The sequence below is a fragment of the Burkholderia sp. Bp8991 genome, assembly GCF_003853795.1.
Taxonomy (GTDB): Bacteria; Pseudomonadota; Gammaproteobacteria; order Burkholderiales; family Burkholderiaceae; genus Burkholderia.
This window is the reverse complement of the sequence record NZ_QTQJ01000016.1, coordinates 47849-69978: the sequence shown is the minus strand read 5'-3', so window position 1 is coordinate 69978 and position 22130 is coordinate 47849. Positions and strand designations below refer to the sequence as shown.

Annotated in this window: 18 protein-coding genes; 9 read left to right on the top strand and 9 right to left on the bottom strand. The window is 67.1% G+C overall.

The window, feature by feature from the left end; all coding sequences use genetic code 11:
- Positions 1 to 63 precede the first annotated feature (63 nt).
- Positions 64 to 1578: an MDR family MFS transporter gene (locus tag DIE02_RS19435; protein ID WP_124488142.1), complete on the bottom strand. Its 1515-nt coding sequence runs from the start codon at positions 1576 to 1578 to the stop codon at positions 64 to 66.
- A gap of 230 nt (positions 1579 to 1808) precedes the next feature.
- On the opposite strand from DIE02_RS19435, the gene DIE02_RS19430 reads away from it, so the two are divergent.
- Positions 1809 to 3368, top strand: coding sequence for a methyl-accepting chemotaxis protein (locus DIE02_RS19430; RefSeq protein ID WP_044843211.1), 1560 nt, complete (start codon positions 1809 to 1811; stop codon positions 3366 to 3368).
- Positions 3369 to 3447: 79 nt separating this feature from the next.
- Here the strand turns inward: DIE02_RS19430 and DIE02_RS19425 are convergent, their stop codons facing one another.
- Together DIE02_RS19425 and DIE02_RS19420 are read right to left on the bottom strand one after the other, a co-directional pair.
- On the bottom strand, positions 3448 to 5115 hold the full coding sequence (locus tag DIE02_RS19425; RefSeq protein ID WP_124488141.1) for an ATP-dependent helicase: 1668 nt from the start codon (positions 5113 to 5115) through the stop codon (positions 3448 to 3450).
- A 120-nt stretch (positions 5116 to 5235) separates the two neighbouring features.
- On the bottom strand, positions 5236 to 6090 hold the full coding sequence (locus tag DIE02_RS19420) for a helix-turn-helix domain-containing protein (RefSeq protein WP_044843213.1): 855 nt from the start codon (positions 6088 to 6090) through the stop codon (positions 5236 to 5238).
- Positions 6091 to 6623: 533 nt separating this feature from the next.
- Between DIE02_RS19420 and DIE02_RS19415 the strand changes: the two genes are divergently transcribed.
- A complete protein-coding gene (locus DIE02_RS19415) occupies positions 6624 to 6833 on the top strand; it encodes a hypothetical protein (RefSeq protein WP_124488212.1) in 210 nt (69 codons plus the stop codon).
- A gap of 352 nt (positions 6834 to 7185) precedes the next feature.
- Positions 7186 to 7470 (top strand): hypothetical protein, encoded by a 285-nt coding sequence (locus DIE02_RS19410; protein WP_124488140.1) that lies wholly within the window; start codon positions 7186 to 7188, stop codon positions 7468 to 7470.
- 229 nt (positions 7471 to 7699) lie between these two features.
- On the opposite strand, the gene DIE02_RS19405 is transcribed toward DIE02_RS19410, so the two are convergent.
- Entirely contained in the window at positions 7700 to 8347 is a 648-nt protein-coding gene (locus DIE02_RS19405) for a hypothetical protein (protein WP_124488211.1), read from the bottom strand.
- Positions 8348 to 8593: 246 nt separating this feature from the next.
- Between DIE02_RS19405 and DIE02_RS19400 the strand changes: the two genes are divergently transcribed.
- From DIE02_RS19400 to DIE02_RS19380, 5 genes are all read left to right on the top strand, one after another.
- The gene (locus DIE02_RS19400) at positions 8594 to 9928 is read left to right on the top strand and encodes an FAD-binding oxidoreductase (protein WP_124488139.1); all 1335 of its coding nucleotides are present in this window, start codon (positions 8594 to 8596) and stop codon (positions 9926 to 9928) included.
- Between the two features lie 60 nt (positions 9929 to 9988).
- The gene (locus DIE02_RS19395; RefSeq protein WP_044843218.1) at positions 9989 to 11083 is read left to right on the top strand and encodes a TrkA family potassium uptake protein; all 1095 of its coding nucleotides are present in this window, start codon (positions 9989 to 9991) and stop codon (positions 11081 to 11083) included.
- Between the two features lie 142 nt (positions 11084 to 11225).
- Positions 11226 to 12704 (top strand): sensor domain-containing diguanylate cyclase, encoded by a 1479-nt coding sequence (locus DIE02_RS19390; protein WP_124488138.1) that lies wholly within the window; start codon positions 11226 to 11228, stop codon positions 12702 to 12704.
- Between the two features lie 311 nt (positions 12705 to 13015).
- Entirely contained in the window at positions 13016 to 14443 is a 1428-nt protein-coding gene (locus tag DIE02_RS19385; RefSeq protein ID WP_124488137.1) for an MFS transporter, read from the top strand.
- Between the two features lie 104 nt (positions 14444 to 14547).
- A complete protein-coding gene (locus tag DIE02_RS19380) occupies positions 14548 to 14880 on the top strand; it encodes a cupin domain-containing protein (protein WP_044843221.1) in 333 nt (110 codons plus the stop codon).
- Positions 14881 to 14893: 13 nt separating this feature from the next.
- Here the strand turns inward: DIE02_RS19380 and DIE02_RS19375 are convergent, their stop codons facing one another.
- The 3 genes from DIE02_RS19375 to DIE02_RS19365 form a co-directional block, all read right to left on the bottom strand.
- Positions 14894 to 15871, bottom strand: a complete 978-nt coding sequence (locus DIE02_RS19375) for a helix-turn-helix domain-containing GNAT family N-acetyltransferase (protein ID WP_124488136.1) — start codon at positions 15869 to 15871, stop codon at positions 14894 to 14896.
- Between the two features lie 138 nt (positions 15872 to 16009).
- Entirely contained in the window at positions 16010 to 16768 is a 759-nt protein-coding gene (locus tag DIE02_RS19370) for an SDR family oxidoreductase (protein WP_124488135.1), read from the bottom strand.
- 113 nt (positions 16769 to 16881) lie between these two features.
- Positions 16882 to 17826, bottom strand: coding sequence for a LysR family transcriptional regulator (locus DIE02_RS19365; protein ID WP_124488134.1), 945 nt, complete (start codon positions 17824 to 17826; stop codon positions 16882 to 16884).
- Between the two features lie 183 nt (positions 17827 to 18009).
- Between DIE02_RS19365 and DIE02_RS19360 the strand changes: the two genes are divergently transcribed.
- The gene (locus tag DIE02_RS19360; protein WP_124488133.1) at positions 18010 to 19224 is read left to right on the top strand and encodes an FAD-dependent monooxygenase; all 1215 of its coding nucleotides are present in this window, start codon (positions 18010 to 18012) and stop codon (positions 19222 to 19224) included.
- A 117-nt stretch (positions 19225 to 19341) separates the two neighbouring features.
- Here the strand turns inward: DIE02_RS19360 and DIE02_RS19355 are convergent, their stop codons facing one another.
- Together DIE02_RS19355 and DIE02_RS19350 are read right to left on the bottom strand one after the other, a co-directional pair.
- Positions 19342 to 20742, bottom strand: a complete 1401-nt coding sequence (locus DIE02_RS19355) for an LLM class flavin-dependent oxidoreductase (protein WP_124488132.1) — start codon at positions 20740 to 20742, stop codon at positions 19342 to 19344.
- Positions 20739 to 22004 (bottom strand): acyl-CoA dehydrogenase family protein, encoded by a 1266-nt coding sequence (locus tag DIE02_RS19350; RefSeq protein ID WP_044843227.1) that lies wholly within the window; start codon positions 22002 to 22004, stop codon positions 20739 to 20741. The genes DIE02_RS19355 and DIE02_RS19350 overlap by 4 nt, the downstream gene beginning before the upstream one ends.
- Between the last annotated feature and the right edge of the window lie 126 nt (positions 22005 to 22130).

The window sequence follows — 22130 nt, the reverse complement described above, 5'->3', positions numbered from 1 at the left end:
AATCGGGAGAACGGTCGCCTCGTGGCTTCGATCGGCCGGCGATCGCTGCCGCCGGCCTGCGAATCAGTTGTGCTTGCGCAGCGGCGCGCTCTCGACGAACCAGGCGAGCACGAACGCGATCGCGATCACGCCGGCCGCCGCGAGATACACCACATGCAGCGACCCGGCGAACGCATGCAGGTAAGCATCGCGCACCGCATCCGGCAACTGGTGCACGGCCGCCGGGCCGAGCGCGGGCGGCAGCTCGGTGCCGGCCGGCAGCGCCTGCACGATCCGCGACTGCAGACCGTGCGAGAACAGTGCGCCGAACGCGGCGACGCCGAGCGAACCGCCGATCGAGCGGAACAGCGTCGCGCCCGACGTCGCGACCCCCATGTGCCGGAATTCGACCGTGTTCTGCACCGCGAGCGTCAGCACCGGCATCACCATGCCGAGCCCGATCCCGAGCAGCGCCATGTACGCGTACATCGTGTGCAGCGGTGTGTCGAGCGACAGCGTCGACAGCAGCGCCATCGCGACACCGCCGATCAGCGTGCCCGCGATCGGAAACGGCCGATACGTGCCGAGCCGCGAGATCAGCCGACCGCTGACCACCGACATCGCGAGCATCCCGCCCATCATCGGCAGCAGCTGCATCCCGGCCTGCGACGGCGTCGAGCCTTTCACGACCTGCAGATAGAGCGGAATGAACGTGACCGAACCGAACAGCGCGATGCCGACGACGAAGCCGATCAGGCTCATCAGCACGAAGGTGCGCTGGCGGAACAGTTCGAGCGGCATGATCGGCTCGGCCGCGAGCCGCTCCTCGTAGATGAAGCCGCCGACCGCGACCACGCCGAGCACCAGCGTCATCCATAGTTGCGGCGACGACCACGGCAGCAGCGAACCGCCTTCGCTCGTGAACAGGATCACGCAGGTGAGGGCCGTCGCGAGGAACGCGGCGCCCATGTAGTCGATCCGGTGCTTCACGTGGGCGGTGTGCGGCCGGAACGCGATGCCGATCACCGCGAGCGCGACGCAACCGAGCGGCAGGTTGATCGTGAAGATCCAGCGCCACGACAGGTGTTCGACCAGGAAGCCGCCGAGCAGCGGCCCGACGATCGTCGCGAGGCCGTACACGCCGCCGAACATCCCCTGATAGCGCGCGCGACGGTCGGGCGGCACGAGATCGCCGATCGCGGCCATCGTGACGACCATCAGCCCGCCGCCGCCGAGCCCCTGCAGCGCGCGCAGCACGATCAGTTGCGTCATGTCCTGCGCGATGCCGCACAGCGCGGAGCCGGCGAGAAACAGCACGATCGCGGCCTGCAGCACGATCTTGCGGCCGTACAGGTCGCCGAGCTTGCCGTACAGCGGCAGCACGACCGTCGACGACAGCAGGTACGCGGTGACGACCCATGACAACTGGTCGAGGCCGCCGAGCTCGCCGACGATGGTCGGCAGCGCGGTCGACACGATCGTCTGGTCGAGCGCGGACAGCAGCATGACGAGCAGCAGCGCGGCGACGATCAGCCCGGTCGGCGCGTCGCGGCGGGCCGCGTCGGCGGCCGGCGGGGCAAGGAGGGTATCGGTTCTCATCGAGATATCTGCCGTGGCAGGGAATTGAGCGAAATATAGAGATAATTTGTTGCCTGGTCAATTTCTGCCGGGCCTCGATTTGTTGCATCGGTAACAGGAGATTGCCGGCCGGGAAAAATTGATCGCGATCAGCCCGACGGTGGGTCGGGCTCAAGTTTTTTGCAGGCAAACCGTAATCCAGAGTGCCGCGGACCGATTGCCGCGGCACCCTTTATCGCTCCCGTCCCGTCATGAACCTGAACGCCCTGTTTTCCCGTTTCTCGATCCGTACGCGGATTTTTTCCACGCTCGGGCTCGTCGCCGTGCTGCTCGTCGTGTCGGGCCTGATCGGCCTGACCGGCATGCAGCGCTCGAACCGCGCGCTCGACGAAGCCTATACGCGCGAGCTGGCCGCGAAGACCGCGCTGTCCGCCGCGAGCCTGAACCTGACGATCGTGCGCACCACGCTCGACCGCGCGATGCTGCATCCGGAGGCGCCGGAAGTGCCCGAGCTCGTCAACAAGGCCGAGGGCTATCTCGCGAAAGCCGACGCCGCGTGGCGCACCTACGCGACGATGCCGCACGACGGCGACGAAGGCCCGCTCGCGACCCGGCTCGACGCCGCGCGCCAGGCGCTGATCGGACAGGCGTTGAAGCCGATGATCGACGCGATCCGCGCGGGACGCCGCGACGACGCCGACCGCCTGCTGATGACGGTCGCGCCGCCGCTGTCGGTCGCGCTCACGCAGGCGACCGACGCGCTCGACGCGTACCAGGCCGCGCGCGGCAAGGACGTCTACGACACCGCGCAGACCTATTACGGCTGGATGCGCGCGGGCGCGATCGCCGGCATCGCGTTCGGTCTCGCCGCGTGTCTCGGCTGCGCGGTCGGCCTGCATTTCGCGATCACGCAACCGGTGAACCGCCTGCTGTCGCATTTCCGCCGCCTGTCGGACGGCGACCTGACGTCGGAAGTGCGCTGGTCGTCGCGTGACGAGATGGCCGAGCTGGTCAAGGGCGTGACGGGCATGCAGCGCAGCCTTGCCGATACGGTGCGCCAGGTCAGCCAGGGTTCCGAAGCGATCTCGACCGCGACGCACCAGATCGCGGCCGGCAACACCGACCTGTCGCAGCGTACCGAGGAGCAGGCGTCCGCGCTGCAGGAGACGGCCGCGAGCATGGAACAGCTGACGGCGACCGTGAAGCAGAACGCCGATCACGCGGTCGAGGCGCAGGCGTGCGCGGACAACGCGAGCGAGATCGCGACGCGCGGCGCGACGGTCGTCGGCGAGGTGATCGGCACGATGAACGAGATCGACCAGAGTTCGCAGAAGGTGGCCGACATCATCGGCACGATCGAGGGCATCGCGTTCCAGACCAACATCCTTGCGCTGAATGCGGCGGTCGAAGCCGCGCGTGCGGGCGAGCAGGGCCGCGGCTTCGCGGTGGTCGCGGGCGAGGTGCGCACGCTCGCGCAGCGCTCGGCGTCGGCCGCGAAGGAGATCCGCACGCTGATCGGCGAGTCGGTCGAGCGCGTCGCGACGGGGTCGCGGCTGGTCGGCGTGGCCGGCGCGACGATGCAGGACATCCAGCAGGCGATCGGCCGTGTGACGGGCATCATGACCGAGATTGCGGCCGCGTCGAACGAGCAGCGCGACGGGATCGAGCAGGTGAACCGCGCGGTGTCGCAGATGGATCAGGTGTCGCAGCAGAACGCGGCGCTGGTCGAGCAGGCGGCGGCGGCTGCGGCGTCGCTCGAGGAGCAGGCCGATGGGCTGCGGCGGGCGGTGGGGGCGTTTCGGGTGGCGTGACGCACGGTGCGGCGCGCGCAGTGGGAGCAGTGGGCGGGGTGGTCATCCAGCGCGCGCCCGCCACCCGCGTTCCGCCGCGTCATCCACCCGCAAGCTGCGCCGCCGAGCGAGCCGACGCGACGAGCAGCAGCTTCATCGTCGCGCGCGTCGCGCCGACGAACAGCTTGCGGGCCGCACGCGCGTCGAGCGTGTCGAAGTCGATCTCGGTGAGGATCACGCACGGCGCGGACTGCCCCTTGAAGCGGTAGATCGAATCGAGCAGCACGTCGCCTTCGCGATATTCAGGGTTGCCGAACAGGTCGTACTTGCCGGTGAAGCGCTTGACCCGGTGCGGGCCGAGCTGGTCGAGCCGCGCGAGCACCGAGCTTTCGCGGCCGCGATACGACAGCACCGCGATGTCCTGCTTGCGGAAGCCGAGCGACAGCGCGTGCGTGATCGCGCGCTTGGTCGCGTCGATGCACGCTTCGGCGAGTGCGTCGCCCGACGCGCGGTCTTCCCCGTATGACGACACCGACGGATCGGAACCGTCGAACGGGCTGCCCGAGCGCAGTTCGGCCGCGAGCGGCTCGACGCGGCCGACGACGTCGCGCACGAATTCGAGCAGGTCGCGCGGGCTGCGGTAGTTCGTCAGCGCCTTCAGCGTGACCCAGCCGGGCAGCGCGATGGGCTCGCGCAGATAGAGGTTCTGCAGCGGGTCTTCCAGCCACCACCACGCGGCGTCCGGCGCCAGCAGGCGCTCCAGTGCCGCCGCCCACGGCGCGTGGAAGTCCTGTCCCTCGTCGACGATCAGCACATCGAAGCGCCAGCGTTCCGGAATCGGCGCTTGCGCGAAGCGCGCCTCGAGCCGCTCGAACGCGCCGGGCGTGTCGAAGTCGGGCGTATAGCCGCCATCGCGGGCGACCCAGTCGCACAGCTGATGGTAGTTCGCGATCTTCGCGCCGGGCGGCGCGATGCGCGCGATGTAGTCGGCGAGCGGCCGGTTGAAACACACGTAGAGCACGCGCTTGCCGGCCGCGACCGCGTCGCGCATCGCCTGCACCGCGAGCTGCGTCTTGCCCGAACCCGCGGTGCCCGTCACGCGCAAGCGGAACGGCGTGAACTCGAGCTGGCGCGCCCACTCGGCAAGCCCGCCCGACAGCCGCGTGACGAGCGTGCCGGCTTGCCCGACGAGCGCGCTCGTGTCGGGCGTGAGCGCCAGTTCGTCCGCGAGGAAGTGATGCAGCTTCGCTGCGTTCGGCAGCGGCTCGTCGTGCTCGGGCAGGATCTGCAGGATCACCTGCGCGAGCTGCGCCTTGCGCGACGCATCGACGATGCGGTCGGCCGCGACGCCGGCGATCGCCGTCTCGCGGATCGCGTAGTCGGGGCAGTACAGCAGCGCCTCGACGCCATAGACGCCCGCGCCGAGCGCAGCGGTCAGCCGCCGGTGCAGCGTCTCCTGCGTGCGCGCGAGCTGGATCGGGACGTTGCGCTCCTTCTGCAGGTAGACCTTCACGAGCCCCTTCGGCGTTTCGCGCAGGAAGCCGGCCTTCTGCTCGATCAGCAGCACGCGGCCGGCCGGGCTCACGACGACGAACGCGGCTTCGCCGAACACCGAGAAACCCTGGTCGGCACGCGTCCAGTGCACGCCGTGATAGACGGTGTAGTTGTCCGGCAGCGCGTGTTCGAGGGCGGCAAGCGTCTCGCGCTCGCGTTCGGCCGCGCCGGTGGCGGCGAGGCTTTTCCAGTCGTCGGGAATGAGGCGGGCCATGAAGTCGGGCGGCGGATGCCGGTCGTGAACGGGGTCCGGCTATTGTACTGAGGAACCTGTTCACGACCGCCGCGCCGCAGGGGCGCCGGCCATGCGAAAGAGGTAGACGGCGTGCGGGAATTACCCGCGTGCGAGCCGCTTCGCGAGGTCGGCGCTGAGGATCGCCATGCGCGCGGGTTTTTCGTAGCAGACGACGTCGAATGCGCGGATCACTTCGCTGATGTCCGCTTCGCTCGCGCGGCCGGTGAGCAGGTCGCCCGTCAGCACGAAGATCGGCGCGCCCGGATTGTCGGACGTGCGCACCGCCTTGATCGCGGTGGCGGCCGTGCTGTCGTCGAACAGCCATTCGGTGACGACCGCGTCGAACGCCTGGCCCTGCAGCGCGTCGACGAACGGTGCGAGGCCGTCGAACGCGGCCGTCGAGAATCCCTGCCGCTCGAGATAGCGGCACAACTCGGTCGCGCTGACGCGATCGGGATCGATCACCGCGACGACGAGCTTGTCGCTCTCCGCGCGGCGCGGATAGATCTCGATCTTGTGCACGTCGTACGCGTTCTGATACAGCACGCCCGTATGGCGCAGCACGCGCCAGCGGCCGTTCTGTTCGTACGCGACGAACTCGGGGCGCGCGCCGGCTTCGAGCGGCGCGCCGATCCAGGCGGTGCACGGAATTTCGGCGACGCCGGCGTACAGGACGGCCTCCTGCGAATAGGCGCCGACCATGCCGGGGTCGAGCGTCTGCGCGCCGAACAGTTGAGCGGCGGGCTCGCCGTAGGCTTCGGCGACTTTCTTGATTTGCGCGAGCGTCCAGGGGCTGCTGCCGCGCAGCTTGCGGTGACCCTGCGAAAAGCTCAGGTCGAGGATGCGGCACAGCTCGGTGGTTTGCTGGCGCTTGCCGATGCCGTTGCGGGTCATCAGCTCGCGCACGCGCTCGGCAACCGCGAGGGAATCCGTGGTGATTGCTTCAGTGGTCATGCTACGGGAACGGATCGTGACGTTCAGAACGACGCCTTGCGGCAGTCTCGGCGGACAGTCTTCATGACGTCCAGGGGCGAGCCGACCGGCCACGCGCGGAAAAGATAACTTTACCGCAAAACGAGTGTCATTCCATGTCGCAATCGGTGCCTTTCTGTGAAAGGTGTGTCACGACGTTACGCTAGATCCGCAGGCGTGCGTCAGGCACCCCTGGCCCGTTCGCAACCTTCGGACGCGGATCGCGAGACGCCGGGACACGATTCCTCGCCGAGCGGCACGTAATCGCACCGCACTGCCGACGAAATGCACCAGAGCAGGGCGTGTCGGCGACCCGAAGCGCGGCATCGTGCCGCTGCGTCGGCGACAAATTTTTACATGGCGTCCGTGTCGGGCCAGCTGGCCCCGGATCTTACACGCGGATGGTTCGACGGCTTACTCTAATGAAACCGATGGGGATGCTCTGGTCGGGCACGCGCATGAACGCGGCGGAACCCCATGCTACGATTCGCCCGTCTCAAAATAGTGTTGAAGCGATGCAGAAGAAATTTGTGATGCGCGGGTACGAAATGAACTGCGAACCGCGCGTGACGGAGGACGGCAAATTTGCCGCCCAAGTCGAGGTCACGAAGCTGGGTTTCAGCCGCGAGGCCGCTTTCCGCAAGCTGGGCGAATTCGATACCGAAGCGGACGCCGTCGCCTACGCGAAAGCATTCTCCGAAGCCTGGTTGAGCCGCTACGCGTAGCGCGTCGTTTGCCCGGGCACGACGGGCGCCGGCTCGACCGGCCGGTGCATGCACCGTGAGCCATTGGGGCGCCGAACGGGCGCCCCCCATTCAAAGCGAAAATCACGAGTGACGCCCGGAGGCGCGGCGGGGTCGCGCGCACCTTCTCGCCTTTGCCGCGTGGCGCCGTTGCCGCATGGCGACGCGCCCGGATCGTCGCGCCCGGCAGAAAGGTTCGCGGAAGGCGATGGACAGCTGGCCCGCGATTGATTCCTGATGGTTTCGAATATCCGGGGAAGCGAGTAGATTCATCGCCCGGGTTGTGAGGTATCGTTCGATGCTCGATTGAAGGCAACGCAATTGGAGGCAGCGAATGGCCACTTTGTGCATGCAGATCGTCGTTCTCGGTAAAACTGTCCAGCTCATGTTGTCGTCGGAGCACCGTACCGCCAGGATTTACATCGTCGACGACGACGCAGGCAGCCATCCGCCCCGAACGATGAGCATCGAACAGTACGTCGACGCCGGCATGACGGACGACGAGATCGCACGGCATGTGCTCGAAGTCGTCACGATGTCGATCGAACAGCTCGCGCGGCTTCAGCCGTACAACCGCACGGCGCGCGCGCAAACGCGTCGGTTGAGCTATCCACACTGATCACCCCGATACCGGTTGCACCGGGATCGTCCCGGCGCGAACCGCGCCTTTCGATCTTCGATAACGTCCATGTATTGCGATGACCTCGCGGTCATCGCGCCTCGGCATTGATCACTGAAGCATGGCCTGCCCGACGCATTGCACGGGAAAGTATCGTCATGTCGTCATGGTCAGGAACACGAACGACATCGAAGAACCCTCGAAAAACGACCACCGAATTCGAATCGCCTTACGCCGGCATATACGTGAACGGCTCTCCGTCTTCCCGCTCGACGGACAGCAGCCGCTTGAGTTGATCGAGCGCGAACAACTGCTTGCCTTCCGCGGCCGCTTCGGCGATCGCGGCATCGACGAGTTTTCGCGCGCGCGCGAGGATCACGGATCGCTGACGCGCGATCTCGAGCACCATGCGTTGCTCGATGTTCTGCCGGCCCGATTGCCTGTCGCTCAGGTGACGCCAGCGATCGCGAAGCTCGGCCCAGGTGACGCGCTGGAATTGCGGAATCGTGCAGGGGAGCGTGCCGGCTTCCGCGGGTTCGGGCTGCGCGCGCAATGCACATCGCAGCGCTTCACGCGCGCGCCATTCATCGGAAAACGGTGCATACACGTCGCGCGAGCGGCCGATCGGATTCGCGCGCTCGATTTCCTTTTCGAGCAGGTAGGTCAGCCGTCTCAGTGCGGAACCGTGCGCGAGCATGGCCGGATCGAGCACGCGGATCCCGCGCGATGCATCCGCGACGTGCGCTTTCAGTTCCCACAGCGTCAGACGAAGGTGCTGCACCTCGAGGATCAGGCGCTGGACGTCGGCGTAGGTGCACTTCGTCCACCATTCGGTGAGGTCGTTCAGCTTCGGGGGATCGAATGGGGGAAGGATCATGTTACTGCTGAAGAAATACTGTATGGATATACAGTTTATCGCGCGGTAACATAGCGCCGTCAAGGCGAAAAAACAGGGACGGTCGACGGGCAACCGTCACCGATGGCGGGGCCGCGGCCGCGCACCGGATCGTTCATCGACATTCCCCCACGTTCGCCATCCCGATCCTCAATCCGGGCGCCTGTCCGGCGCATGCCATCGCGAACGCCGATGAGTGTGCCGGCGTATCGACGCCAACAGAGAACAATGACGACCACCTATCCGCTGCACGACGCATTGACGCACGCCGACACGGCGTTTCCGGCCGAAGCCGACATCGTGATCGCCGGCGCCGGCATCATGGGCTGCGCGGCCGCCTACTATCTCGGCCTGCGCGGCCTGAAGGCCGTCGTGCTCGACAAGTCGCGCATTGCCGGCCAGCAATCGACGCGCGCATGGGGCTTCGTGCGGCAGCAGGGCCGCGAGTCCGCCGAAGTGCCGCTGATGATGGCCGGCATGCGGATCTGGGAAGGGCTCGAGCAGGCGCTCGGCTTCGACCTCGAATGGCGGCAGGGCGGTTGCCTCTATATCGCCGACAACGACGATGACTGGGCGTCGTTCCAGGCGTGGCTCGCCGTTGCGCGCGAACACGGGCTCGACACGCGCACGCTGACGCGCGCGGAAATCGACGAACGCGTGACCGGGCTGTCGACGCAGGCGCGCACGCTCGGCGGGCTGTATACGGCGACCGACGGGCAGGCCGAACCGCGCCGCGTGGCCGCCGCGTTCGCGGCGCGCGCGACGCAAGCCGGCGCGCGTTTCTTCGAAGGCTTCGGCGTGACGGCGATCGAGACGGCCGGCGGCGCGGTCGTCGGCGTCGTGACCGAGCGCGGCACGATCCGCACGCGGCGCGTGATCTGCGCGGCCGGCGCGACCAGCTTCCGGCTGCTCGACGGCGTCGGCATCCGGCTGCCGCAGCAGGCCGTGCGCGGCACCTGCATGCGCACCAACGTGTTGCCCGACGTGTCCGCGTCGACGATCTGGGGGCACGGCCTCGGCATCCGGCAACGCAGCAACGGCGCGATCAATCTCGCCGACGACATGCAGGTCGACGTCGACCTGACGCTCGGCCATCTGCGCGGCCTGAGCCTGTTCTGGCCGGAATTCTGGTCGCAGCGCGAGAAGTTCCGGCTGCATCTGAATGGCGCCGCGTGGCGCGATGCCTGCGCGCGCATCGGCGGCGGAGGCGGCCCGATCGAGCCGCGCGATCCGCAGCCGCAGCCGAATCGCGCGCATGCGCCGCGCGCGCTCGCGAAGCTGAAGGCGATCTTCCCCGCGCTGAAGGACGCGCAGATCGTCGAGGCCTGGGCCGGCCTGATCGACGTGCTGCCCGACGGGATTCCGGTGATCGACGCTCCCGGCACGCCGTCCGGGCTCGCGATCGCGACCGGCTTCTGCGGGCACGGCTTCGCGATGGGGCCGATCGTCGGGCGGCTGCTGGCCGAATGGGTCGATACGGGCGCGCCGTCGCTCGACCTGGCGGCGTTCCGCGCCGGGCGTTTCGCCGACGGGACGATGGTGCGGCCGCGCAGCATGCTGTAGCGGACGGGCCCGCGTGTTCCCGTCGTAGAATCGAGCCCGCAATCTTCAGGAGATTCCCCGTTGGCAACGCCCTCCGACAAGCGCCGCTCGTTGCGCTCACGCCTGCGTCGTGCCCGCGATCCGTGGCAGGCGCCGCGTGCGCGCACGCTGTTCACGCGTCCCGCGACGTCGCCGCGGCGCACGCTGCTGTTCCGTCTCGGCGCGGTCGTGGTGCTGTGCATGCTCGCGTTTCTCGTGCTGTATCTCGATCGCGACGGCCTGCGCGATTCGACCAAGAGCACGCCGATGAATGTCGCCGATCTCGTGTACTTCACGATGGTCACGGTCGCGACGGTCGGCTACGGCGACATCGTGCCGGTCACCGCGCGCGCGCGTCTGATCGATGCGTTCTTCATCGTGCCGATCCGCATCGGCATCTGGTTCATCTTCCTGGGCACGGCGTATCAGTTCGTGATCCAGCGCGTCATCGAGGAATTCCGCATGAAACGCCTGCAGAAGCAACTGTCCGATCACATCGTCGTGTGCGGCTACGGCCTGTCGGGGTCGATCGCCGTGCGCGAGCTGCTCGAAAGCGGTGTCGATCCGTCGACGGTCATCGTGATCGACGCGCAGCAGCAGGCGCTCGAGGCAGCGACGTCGCTCGGCGTGACGGGGCTGCTCGGCGATCCCGCGCACGAGGATCTGCTGCAGCAGGCGCAAGTGCGCTCGGCGAAGGCCGTGATCATCTCGGTGACCGACGACCCGACCGCGATCCTGCTGACGCTGTCGGTGCGCAGCATCGCGCCCGAGACGAAGATCGTCGTGCGGATCCAGGAGAACCTGTATCAGCGGCAGCTGCGGCAGGCGGGCGCGGACGTGATCGTGTCGTCGACGAAGATCGGCGCGCTGCTGCTCGCGGATGCAGTGCATAGCCGCTACATCGTGCCGTTCGTGAACGACATGCTGTCGACGCGCGGGCGCGCGACGCTGCTGGAGCGCGAGGCATTGCCGCACGAGATCGGCTGCATGACGAACGTCGTGCCGGGCGCGATCGTCGTCGGGCTCGATCGCTGCGGGAAGATCCATTCGTTCTACGAGGATCCGCCGTGCCGGATCGAGGCGGGGGATACGCTGGTCGTGATTCAGTCGGCGCGAATTCCGGATCCGGATGTGTGAGGGCCGGTTGTGCAGCATCCCGGCATCGCGCGCCCTACCGCGCGGTGACCGGGGCAACCCCGCTTGATATGTCCCCGCGCGTTATTTAGTATGAGGTAATCGCGTCGTGCGCCGCGCACGAGCGTGATCATCGAGGAGACACATGCAATTCAGGTCGACGGCGCCCTATACCATCGTCGTGATCGGTATCGTGATTGCGTGCGCGCTCATGGGTCTGTGCGTGTTGCAGCTGTTCCAGAGCCGTAACGACGCGCTCGCGCGGGCGAGCGAAACCTCCCGCAATCTCGGCCTGATCGCCGAGCGCGACATCGAACGCAATTTCGAACTCTACGACCTGTCGCTGCAGGCTGTCATCGCGGGGCTTCAACGTCACGACGTGATGACCGCGCCCGCGAGCTTGCGGCGCGCCGTGCTGTTCGATCACGCCATGACGGCAGAGTTTCTCGGCTCGATGCTGGTGCTCGACGCCAGCGGCAACATCGTCCTCGATTCCGCCGGCGACGAGCCGCGTCACGGCAATTTCGCCGATCGCAAGTATTTCACCATCCACCGCGACAATCCGGACGCAGGGCTCTACGTCAGCGATCCGTTCATATCGCGCCTGCGAAGAGGCTCGCCCAGCATCGGGCTCTCGCGGCGGATCTCAAACCCGGACGGCTCGTTTGCCGGCGTCGTGCTCATTGCGGTCAACCTCGAGTATTTCCACCAACTGTTCGCCGGCCTGTCGCTTGGACAGCACGGCTCGATCTCGCTGATCGGCAACGACGGCGTGATGGTGATGCGCCAGCCGTACGACGTGCATACCATCGGGCGCAACATCAGCAAAGCCGCGACCTTCCGGCGATTCCAGACCGCGCCGGAGGGCTCGTTCTCTGAAACGTCGTCGATCGACGGCGTGCGCCGTCTCTATTACTTCAAACATCTACCCAAGCTCCCGCTGATCATCATGGTCGCGGAAGCGGAGCAGGATATCTATGCGGCCTGGCGGCACCGCGCCGTGACGATCGGCGCGCTGGTGGCGACGTTCGGCGCCGCGTTCATCGGGGTGTCCTTCATGCTCGGCACGCAACTCCGGCGCCGGATGCGCGCCGAGTCGGAACTCGTGCTGCTCGCCCGCACCGACGGTCTCACCGGCCTGAACAATCGCCGCAGCTTCGCGGAAGTGCTGGACCGCGAATGGCGCCGCGCGCGGCGCGCGCGATCGGTGTTCTCGTTGCTGTTCGTCGATGTCGACCGCTTCAAGGCCTACAACGATACCTACGGCCACCAGGCGGGAGACGACGCGCTGGCTGCGGTTGCGCGCTGCATCGGCGACAACATTCGCCGGCCGGCCGACACCGCAGCCCGCTATGGCGGAGAGGAATTCGTCGTGTTGCTCCCCGATACCGCCGAGACGGGTGCCGCCCAGATTGCCGAGCGGATTCGCGCGGCGATCGACGAGCTGCCGCTCGAACACGCCGGCAGCGAACACGGGCACGTCACGGCCAGTATCGGCCTGGCGAGCTGGACGCCCGAGCACGATGCCGAGGCCGAGGCCGTGATCAAGGCTGCCGACGAAGCGTTGTACTACGCGAAGGCGACCGGCCGGAACAAGGTCGTCGCGTTTCAGCCGCCGGCATGACGCGTGGCGCGACACGCAGGCGCGTGGCCGCGCTCGAATTGCCTCGAGCCCGCCGCGGTCGCGATTGCACCTGCGCGTGCCTGCCAGGCGTACGCGGCCGCGAAACTTTATGACGTACACCGAATAATTTATCGGTTTATATCGGTTGGGAATGCCGGATCGCGGGAACAGAATCGTCGCTTCCGGAACCCGAATGCCTGTGTGTCGACGCTCCAGCATCCACTTTTCATGTGATGGCGAGCGTGCATGCACGTGTCGGGTTCCTGTCTCCATGTGGACATCGCCGGCCATGCGGCGAACAAGGGAATGCGATGAGTTCGATCGATCTGAACGCAGTCACGCCGGTTTCCGCGCCCATCCGCTCCGCGAGCGATGTCGCGCGCCTGATCAATACGACGGACAGTTCCGTCAGCCACGCGCGGATGATCGTGCTGCTCGCGCTCGGCGGCGTGTTTCTCGACGCGTACGACCTGACGACACTGTCGTACGGCATCGACGACGTCGCGCGCGAATTCGGCCTGACGCCCGCGCTGACGGGGCTGGTCGGCTCGGCGATCATGATCGGCACGATCTTCGGCAGCCTGATCGGCGGATGGCTGACCGACAGGATCGGCCGTTATCAGGTGTTCATGGCCGACATGCTGTTCTTCGTCGTCGCGGCGATCGCGGCCGGGCTCGCGCCGAACGTCTGGGTGCTGATTGCCGCGCGCTTCGTGATGGGGCTCGGGGTCGGCATCGACCTGCCCGTCGCGATGGCGTTTCTCGCGGAATTCTCGAAGTTCAACGGCCGTGGCAACAAGGCGTCGCGGCTCGCTGCGTGGTGCCCGATGTGGTACGTGGCGTCGTCGGTGTGCTTCCTGCTGATCTTCGGCATGTATTTCCTGCTGCCGGCCGAGCATGCGGGCTGGCTGTGGCGCGCGTCGCTGATCTTCGGCGCGGTGCCGGCGCTCGTCATCATCCTGGTCCGGAATCGCTTCATGAACGAATCGCCGTTGTGGGCCGCGAACCAGGGCGACCTGGCCAATGCCGCGCGCATCCTGCGCGAGTCGTACGGCATTCACGCCCATGAAGCGGACGACGCGCCGCGCGAGCCTAGCCCGCCGCCCGTGCGGATTCGCGTGCTGTTCCAGCGTCCGTATCTCGGCCGAACGATCGTCGCCAGCGTGATGAACCTGTGCATTCCGTTCGAATACACGGCGATCGCGTTCTTCCTGCCGTCGATCCTGTCGCAGTTTCTCGGCGCGGGCGTGTTCGAGACGATCGCGGCGTCGCTTGCGCTGAACGTGCTGTTCGCGTTGACCGGCGGCTTGCTGGGCATGCGTCTCGCGTATCGATATCCGTCGCGTCACGTCGCGATCGCGGGCTTCGCGCTGCAGTTCGTCGCACTCGTCGCGCTCGCGCTGGCAGGGCATCCGCACGGCGCGTTCGCGATCGGCCTCGTGCTGCTGATGCTCGGCACCTGGCTGTTCGCCGAAGGTTTCGGGCCGGGTGCGCAGATGATGATCTATCCGACGCTGTCGTATCCGGCAGCGATCCGCGGCACCGGTGTCGGCTTCGGGCGCTCGCTGTGCGGGATCGGCCAGGCGCTCGCGCTGTTCGTGCTGCCGATCCTGCAGGCCCGTCTCGGCACGGACATGTTCTGGGTCGTCGCGGTCAGCGCGGCCACGCCGATCGTGTTCCTGCTGATCGTGCGTCATGAACCGACGGCGAGCGATATCGACGCCGAGGCGGCCGCGTGAATGCAGCGCTTGCCGGAACCCGCAAACAAGTTCGCCGCGATGCCGGCCTTCGCGCTACATTGGCGTCATTCGCCTTCAGCCGAAGGCCGACCCGGAGTCGAACCATGCAACGCCAGACCGGCAACCTGTTCAGCCTCGAAGGTGCGCGCGGCGACGACGAGCGCGTCGACGTGCTCGTCGCGGGATCGCGCCTGAACGTCGAGCGGATCGTGTCGATGGGGCACACGAGTCCCGATGGATTCTGGTACGACGATTCGCGTGCCGAATGGGTCGTGCTGCTGTCAGGCGCCGCGGTGCTCGAGTTCGAAGCGGACGCGACGCTGCACGACATGCGCCCCGGCGATTACGTGCTGATCGAACCGCATTGCCGGCATCGTGTCGCGTGGACGCATCCTGAAGAACGGTCGGTCTGGCTCGCGATCTATCACGATCGATGAAACGTGCGGCGACTTATCGACCTGGCCGCCGCCGGCTGAAGCGCTGCTCGACGACGTTGGTTCCCCATTGCGCGCCCTCCGATTCGCTGGTCAGCGTAAAACCGAACGATTCATATAGGTGGCGTGCCGAATCCAGCCCCTTGAACGTCCACAGGTAGGTCTCGTCGAACTGCTGCTCATCGACGAAATGCATGGCGCGCGTCATCAGTTCCCGTCCGATCCCGAAGCCACGCAATCCATCGTCGACGATGAACCACCGCAAATGTGCGATTCCCGTGGCTTTATTCCCGTCTATCGCGACCGAGGCGAGCGCGCGGCCGTGTTCGGCATGGAGCCACAGAGCCTTGCCTTCGGCCGGCAGGGTGCCGGCAAATTCCGCGAGTTCGGTCGCCACCTTTTTCTCGAAGAAAGCGCCGAACCCCCAGTGTTCCGAATAGAACCGCGCGTGAAGGCTTGCTATGTCGCCGATACAGCCGGGCTGGTAGCCGTCGACGATCTGCGTGGTGTCCGCTTTAGGCGTGCGCGCGTCGGTGGCATTGTCTTGCGCGAGCGCATCGCTATAAAGCGCGAGGGCGCGGACGAGGGTTTGCTGGTCCGCCGGAACCATCCGGCGTAACGCATTCGACACCTGACGTGTCGCAAACTGGTCGATCTTCTTGCGCAGTTTCTGCCCGTCGGCAGTCAGGTACAGCTGCGTCGCACGCGCATCGTCGGGCGAGATGCGGCGCGTCACGAAGCCGGCCGTTTCGAGCCGCGAAAGCTGCCTGCTCGTGTTCGATTTATCCAGACGCAGAATGCTGCCCAGATCCTTCGCGCTGATGCCGGGCGCCATGCCTATCTCGAGAACGGCGTGAACGGCAGACGGCGCCAGATCGCTGTCGGCCAATGTCGCCCGCATGAAACCCAGTTCGCGAACCAGTTTGCGCGAGAAGTCCCGAAGCTCGAGGATCGTCGCTTCGCGCGTCTTCGACGGAATATCGATGAGGTCCATGGCGAGCCCGGGAAAGTTGCGTGTCGCAAGTAATATTAGTTGCGACACGCAACTTGTCAAGGACGAGCGTCGCCGGGCAGCCGGGCGACGTGCCCGGCATCGCGGCCCGGCGCGGCAGAAACGGCGCGGCGCCGGGCTTTATCCCCGTCCCACGAACGGCATCGTCGTCGCCATGATCGTCATGTTCAGGATGTTCGTGTCCAGCGGAAGAGTCGCCATCTGAACGACCGCATTCGCGACATGCGTGACGTCCATCCGCGCCTCGGGCGCCATGCGGCCGTCGGCCTGCAGCACGCCTTCCGTCATGCGATCCGTCAGCGACGTGGCCGCGTTGCCGATGTCGATCTGGCCGCACGCGATGTTGTATGCACGGCCGTCGAGCGCGAGCGACTTGGTGATGCCGGCCACCGCATGCTTGGTGGCCGTGTACGCGATCGTGTTCGGGCGCGGCGTATAGGCGGAGATCGAGCCGTTGTTGATGATCCGGCCACCCTGCGGCGTTTGCGCCTTCATCAGGCGCCACGCGGCCCGCGCGCACAGAAAGACGCCCGTCAGGTTCGTCGCGACGACGTCGTTCCATACGTCGAACTCGTGTTCGTCGAGCGGCACGGCCGGCGCATTGCGCCCGGCATTGTTGAAGAGGACGTCCAGCCGCCCGAACCGCTGCGCGATCTGCGCGAATGCGTGTTCGACCGACGCTTCGTCGGTGACGTCGGCCGGAAACGCGTGTGCGTCGCCGCCGTCGGCGACGATCGCCTCTTTCGTTTCACGCAGCGAGGCTTCCTTGCGTCCGAGCAGCGCGACGGCAAATCCGGCGTTCGCGAGCGCGATTGCCGCGGCACGACCGATGCCGGATCCGGCGCCCGTGACGGCGGCGAACTTCTTCGAGGCAGACATGGCTTGATTTCCTGCGGGTTGGATGAGGAAAGCGGCGGCGGGCGCGCGATGGACTCGCCGCGCCGGTCGAAGCGACATCCTACCGCGCACGCCGGATTTCGCGACGCGAGCGGCTATGCCTTGCGCGTCGGCGCGGCCTTGCGTCCACGCGTTCCGGCTTCCGCGAACAGGCTGACCACGACGTCCCTGAGCCACCGGTTGCCCTCATCCTGATTCACGCGCGCGTGCCACAGCATGTGGATCGGCGCGCCCGGCAGCGTGACCGGCAACGCGCGCCAGCCGAGCGAAAACGGCGCGGCGAGCTGCAGCGCCAGGTGTTCCGGCACGGTCGCGATCAGGTCGGTGCGCTGCAGGATATAGCCGACGCTCATGAAATGCGGCACCGTCAGCCGCACGCGGCGCTTCACGCGGCGGCGCTTCAGCCATTCGTCCACCTGGCCGTGACCGGTGCCGGCCGACACCACGACGAGATGCTCGGCCGCTCGCCATGCGTCGACGGTCAGCGGCGCGTCCTCGAGAGGATGCCCGCGCCGGAACAGGCACACGTATCGCTGATCGAACAGCCGGCGCTGATAGAACCCGCCCTGCAACTGCGGCAGCAGGCCGATCGCGAGATCGACGCGGCCGTCGGCCATCTCGTCGGCGAGATTGACGCTCGTGTTGCGCACCGTATTGAGCGCGATGCCCGGTGCCGTGCGCGACAGGTGTTCGAGCAGCGCGGGCAGGAACACGACTTCGCCGATATCGGTCATCCCGATCGTCATCGTGCGCGATGCGCGCAGCGGATCGAAACCGGTCTCGGGGTTGAGCGCGGCATGCAGCGTCGACAGCGCGTGCGCAACCGGTTCGGCCAGGCGCAGCGCGAACGGTGTCGGCACCACGCCGCCCGGCCCGCGCACGAACAGCGGATCGCCGAGCCGGCGGCGCAGCTTCGCGAGCGCGTTGCTGACGCCCGGCTGGCTCATGTTCATCTGCTCGGCGACGGTCGACACTCGCCGCTCCTGCATCAGTCGCTGAAACAGCAGCAACAGATTGAGGTCGATCTCGCTCAGTTCCATGGTTCCGGGTTGTCTCCGATCATTCCGTTTGGTGATGAGGCAGATTCCCTGCATTTTATTGTGGGATAAGGGGGCGCTGCTGAAAATACCGATACGGCGCTCGCATTCGACAGGCGCGCCGGGCGGGGCACGCGCACCGCGGTCTCGACCACTCACCATCTGAATATCGGAGACACGTTCATCATGCAGACGAATCTGAGGATCGCGATCGTCGGGGCCGGCATCGGCGGCCTGACGCTGGCGCTTGCATTGCGCGAGCTGGGCATCGACGCGCAACTGTACGAGCAGACCGACGTGCTGCGCGAGGTGGGGGCAGCCGTCGCGCTGTCGGCCAACGCGACGCGCTTCTACGAACGGATGGGATTACGGCCGGCTTTCGACTCGGTGTGCGCGGAGATTCCCGGCCTCGTCTATCGCGACGGGCGCAGCGGCACGGTGATCGGGCATCATCGCGGCGAACCCGACTATCGCCGGCAGTTCGGCGGCGCGTACTGGGGCGTGCATCGCGCGGACCTGCAGGCGATCCTGTCGAAGGCGGTCGGTGTCGAGCAGATTCATCTCGGCCATCGGCTCGTCGATCTCGCGCAGCATCCGGATCGCGTCACGCTGAGCTTCGCCAATGGCGCACGCGTCGACGCCGATCTCGTGATCGGCGCGGACGGCGCGCGTTCGATCACGCGGCGCTGGATGCTCGGCTACGACGACGTGCTGTATTCGGGGTGCTCGGGCTTTCGCGGCGTGGTGCCGGCCGAGCGGATGGACCTGTTGCCCGATCCCGAGACCATTCAGTTCTGGGTCGGGCCGCACGGCCATCTGCTGCACTATCCGATCGGCGACAACGGCGACCAGAACTTCCTGCTGGTCGAGCGTCATCCGTCGCCGTGGCCGTCGCGCGACTGGGTCATGCCGGCGCAAGAGGGCGAGCAGTTGCGCCTGTTCAAGGACTGGCATCCGGCGGTGGTGCAGATGATCACCGCGGTGCCGATCAGCCAACGCTGGGGGCTGTTCCACCGGCCGCCGCTCGGCCGCTGGAGCCGCGGGCGCGTGACGCTGATCGGCGACGCCGCGCATGCGCTGGTGCCGCATCACGGGCAGGGCGCGAACCAGTCGATCGAGGACGCGATGGTGCTGGCCGCGCAGCTGGCGAAGGCCGGGCGCGGCAACTGGCGCGAGGCGCAGGAAGCGTACGAGCGGCTGCGGCGCGGCCGCACGCGCAAGGTGCAGTACGCGTCGATCTCCGCGGCCGACGTGCTGCATCTGCCCGACGGGCCGGCCGCGCAGGCGCGCAATGCGCGTCTCGGCGAGCGCGACAGCGTGCTGCATCACCTGGACTGGATTCACGATTTCGACGCGCTCGCCGATGAACCGAACGAGCGGCAGGGCGGGACGTGGCTGTGAGCGGCAGGGCGCGGTGCGATCGGCGGCAGCGCGACCGGTGATCGGCGCGGCAGTTGCACGGTCGTTCGTCGGGGCGGCTGGCCAGCCCTCGTGCATGCTGGCCAGCCCGGCTGGCCGTCACGCGTAGTCGGCCACCTGTTGCGCGTCGCGCTTGACCTGTTCGATGTCGCGAAACCGCGCGGCCGGATGGTTGTCCGGCAGCCGCGCCGACGCACCGAACAGCTTCTCGCGCAGCGTGCCCGGCGCGTATTCGGTCGGATAGACGCCGCGCCGCTGCAACTCCGGCACGAGGTAGCGCACGATGTCCTCGAAGGTTTCGTGCGCAACGGCATACGCGAGATTGAAGCCGTCGACGTCGGTCGCGGCGACCCATTCCTGCAGGATGTCCGCGACGGTCTGCGCGGAGCCGACGAACACGGGCCCCATCCCGCCGATGCCACCCCACGCGGCCAGTTCCTCGATCGTCCACGCGGTATCGCCGCCGGCCAGATGCTCGACGGCCGACACGATCGCGTTCGTCTCGACGCGCCGGACGGGATCGGTCGGCGCGTACTGGCCGAAATCGATGCCGGTCCAGCCGGACATGAACACGAGCGAGCCGTCGTACGACACATAGCGGCGGTACTCGTCGAACTTGGCCTGCGCCTTCTCGTCGGTCTCGTCGACGATCACCGTGACGAGGTTGTAGATCAGCACGTCGTGCGGGGCGCGGCCCGCGGCGGCGGCCTGCGCGCGCACGTCGGCGACATAGCGCGCCAGTTGCGGGCGGGTCGGCGCGGCAACGAACACGCATTCGGCGTGCTGCGCGGCGAACGCCTTGCCGGGGCCGGACGCGCCGGCCTGGAACAGCACCGGCGTGCGCTGCGGCGACGGCTCGCACAGGTGATAGCCGGGCACGTCGAAGAAGCGCCCCTTGTGGCCGATCTCGTGCACCTTCTCCGGATGCGTGAACACGCGGCCGTCGCGATCGCGCACGACCGCGCCGTCTTCCCAGCTGCCTTCGAACAGCTTGTACAGCACCTCGACGTATTCGGCCGCGACCGCATAGCGGTCGTCATGCGTGCGCAGTCCGTTGTCGCCGACGTTCTTCGCGCCGCTTTCCAGATACGACGTGACGATATTCCACGCGAGCCGGCCCTTCGTGTGATGGTCGGCGGTCGACAGCCGGCGCGCGAACGTGTACGGATGCTCGAACGTCGTCGACGCGGTGATGCCGATACCGAGATGCTCGGTCGCCATCGCGATCGGCGCGGCGAGCTGCAGCGGATCGTTGACGGGGATCTGCGCGGCCTGGTGCAGCGCGTGGTAGTTGCTGCCCTGGTAGACGTCGTAATAGCCGATCACGTCCGCGATGAAGATCGCGTCGAAGATCCCGCGTTCGAGCACTCGGGCGAGATCGGTCCAGTAGTCGAGATCCTTGTACTGCCACGAACGATCGCGCGGATGCGCCCACAGGCCGGGTGACTGATGGCCGACGCAATTCATTTCGAACGCGTTGAAGCGGATGGTCTTGCTCATCGCGCCGCTCCCGTTTCCGTGCCGGCTTGCGCACCTGCACCGTTGCCGACGCGCCAGACGAACGGTGGCGTGCGTCCGTTGATGACCCAGTCGCCGACGATCCGCGCCTTGTAGACGAGCGGATTGTGCGATGACACCGTGCGCGCGTTGCGCCAGTGACGGTCGAGCGCGGTCGTGCTGCGCGTCGCGGATGCGCCGAGCGCGTCGAACAGGCGCGTCGCCGCGCGCAGCACGAGTTCCGACACGACGAGCTGGCTCTGCGCGGATTCGATTTCGGCGGCGACGTTGGCGGCATGTTCGGCTTCGTCGTCGCCGCCGAAGCGTGCGACGTACGCCTGCTGCAGCGGTTGCGCAGCGCGCAGCGTGAGCGCATCGGCCGCATAGGCCCACGACGCGATTTCGCCGATCACCTGCTGGAGCTGCGCATCGTCGCCGGCGCGCGCGGCGTTGCCGTGGCTGTACACGCGCGTGCGGCCGCGCACGAGCTCGCCCGCGTCGCGCACGATCGCATGGCCGATGCCGGCCAGCGTGGCGACGTGGAACAGCTGGTAGAACGCGGTCTGGTATTTGAAGCGGCGTGCGAAATCGATCACGTGGTCGGCGTCGACCGCCGCATTCTCGAAGCGCGTCGTGCCGCTGCCGGTCGTTTTCTGGCCGAAGCCGTCCCAGTCGTCTTCGAGTATCACGCCGGGCTGCCCGGTGGCGATTGCGACGATCACGTCGCTGCCATCCTCTTCGCGCTGCGCGAACACGTCGATCCAGTCCGCGAACAGGCTGCCGGTGCTGTAGAACTTCCGGCCGTTCAACACGAGCCGGCCGTTTTGCTCCGATACCTTGGTGATCGTCTGGCCGAGCGGAACGTCGCCGGCCTCCGACCACGCATTGCCGACGAGCTGGCCGCTCGCGAAACGATCGAACCACGTCGTGCGCTGCGGCCCGGGCGGCGCGTTCAGCCAGTCCTCGACGAACGCGAAGTGGCCGCGCAACGCTTGCGGCAGATTGGAGTCGGCGGCGGCGAGTTCGGTCAGCAGCCGGAACAGCTGCGGCAGCGACGCGCCGGCGCCGCCGTCACGCACCGGCAGCCGTATCGCGCCGAAGCCGGCGGCCTTGAGCCAGCCGATCGCTTCGTACGGCAGTTCGCGGCGGCGTTCGCGCTCGGCGGTGCCGGCGGCAATCCGGTCGAAGATCGGCCGGAACCGGCTCGCGAGCGCGTCGTAGTCGGTGCCGGTGGACAATTCGGTATCTGCGTGCGACGAAGTCATGCGGGGTTCCTCGTAGGGCGGGGCCGTTTGCACCGGGAGCCCAGTATAGGAAGCACGACGCGCACGTTCCAATAACGGATTCGCAGATCGTTATCGTCGCTGCGCATTACGCGAACGGCGCCGTGA

Coding starts and splice junctions, on each gene's coding strand:
- DIE02_RS19420 (WP_044843213.1), bottom strand. CDS start 6,090: ATGACCACTGAAGCAATCACCACGGATTCCCTCGCGGTTGCCGAGCGC.
- DIE02_RS19425 (WP_124488141.1), bottom strand. CDS start 5,115: ATGGCCCGCCTCATTCCCGACGACTGGAAAAGCCTCGCCGCCACCGGC.
- DIE02_RS19365 (WP_124488134.1), bottom strand. CDS start 17,826: ATGGAACTGAGCGAGATCGACCTCAATCTGTTGCTGCTGTTTCAGCGA.
- DIE02_RS19435 (WP_124488142.1), bottom strand. CDS start 1,578: ATGAGAACCGATACCCTCCTTGCCCCGCCGGCCGCCGACGCGGCCCGC.
- DIE02_RS19370 (WP_124488135.1), bottom strand. CDS start 16,768: ATGTCTGCCTCGAAGAAGTTCGCCGCCGTCACGGGCGCCGGATCCGGC.
- DIE02_RS19360 (WP_124488133.1), top strand. CDS start 18,010: ATGCAGACGAATCTGAGGATCGCGATCGTCGGGGCCGGCATCGGCGGC.
- DIE02_RS19350 (WP_044843227.1), bottom strand. CDS start 22,004: ATGACTTCGTCGCACGCAGATACCGAATTGTCCACCGGCACCGACTAC.
- DIE02_RS19415 (WP_124488212.1), top strand. CDS start 6,624: ATGCAGAAGAAATTTGTGATGCGCGGGTACGAAATGAACTGCGAACCG.
- DIE02_RS19375 (WP_124488136.1), bottom strand. CDS start 15,871: ATGGACCTCATCGATATTCCGTCGAAGACGCGCGAAGCGACGATCCTC.
- DIE02_RS19430 (WP_044843211.1), top strand. CDS start 1,809: ATGAACCTGAACGCCCTGTTTTCCCGTTTCTCGATCCGTACGCGGATT.
- DIE02_RS19400 (WP_124488139.1), top strand. CDS start 8,594: ATGACGACCACCTATCCGCTGCACGACGCATTGACGCACGCCGACACG.
- DIE02_RS19385 (WP_124488137.1), top strand. CDS start 13,016: ATGAGTTCGATCGATCTGAACGCAGTCACGCCGGTTTCCGCGCCCATC.
- DIE02_RS19380 (WP_044843221.1), top strand. CDS start 14,548: ATGCAACGCCAGACCGGCAACCTGTTCAGCCTCGAAGGTGCGCGCGGC.
- DIE02_RS19390 (WP_124488138.1), top strand. CDS start 11,226: ATGCAATTCAGGTCGACGGCGCCCTATACCATCGTCGTGATCGGTATC.
- DIE02_RS19355 (WP_124488132.1), bottom strand. CDS start 20,742: ATGAGCAAGACCATCCGCTTCAACGCGTTCGAAATGAATTGCGTCGGC.
- DIE02_RS19405 (WP_124488211.1), bottom strand. CDS start 8,347: ATGATCCTTCCCCCATTCGATCCCCCGAAGCTGAACGACCTCACCGAA.
- DIE02_RS19410 (WP_124488140.1), top strand. CDS start 7,186: ATGGCCACTTTGTGCATGCAGATCGTCGTTCTCGGTAAAACTGTCCAG.